Genomic DNA, 558 nt, shown 5'->3' on the forward strand with positions numbered 1-558 from the left:
CGCGCTGCAGCAGCGGCGCGAAGAGACGACGCGCACCGTGCCCGGCACCGAGCAGCCGCGCGAGGAGTCGCACACGCCGCACTTCGACTCGGGCGAGGACCTGCTCAAGCCCGAGGACAAGGCGCGGCTGGACGCGATCGTCGCGCAGGTGCGCGGCCGCGAAGGTCTGCATTTCGAGATCGTCGGCCACACCGACGTGCAGCGCATCAAGCCGGAACTGCGTCCGCGCTTTCCCGACAACCATGCGCTCGGCCTGGCGCGCGCACAGCAGGTGGGCCGCTATCTGACGCAGCAACTGGGACTGCCGGCAAACGCCTACGTGGCGGATTCGCGCGGCCCCGACGAGCCGCTGGCCTCGCCGCGGGAGGACCGGGCGAACTGGTCCGCCAACCGGCGCGTCGAGGTGCGCGTCTACTGGAAGGACACGGTGCCAGCGACCGTGGAGACCGTGTCCAGCGTGACGCTGGTCGACCCGAGCGCCTGCGGCATGCTGACGCCGTATGCGCCCGACGACGCGGCGCTGCGCCTGACGATCGACGGCCAGCCGGTGGTGGGCGC

Annotated in this window: 1 protein-coding gene; it reads left to right on the forward strand. The window is 72.0% G+C overall.

Annotated features, from left to right (window positions below):
* On the forward strand, positions 1-558 hold a 558-nt coding region (locus tag FUT87_RS26845; RefSeq protein ID WP_186830795.1), incomplete at both ends, for an OmpA family protein.

The sequence above is a fragment of the Mitsuaria sp. TWR114 genome, assembly GCF_007997345.1.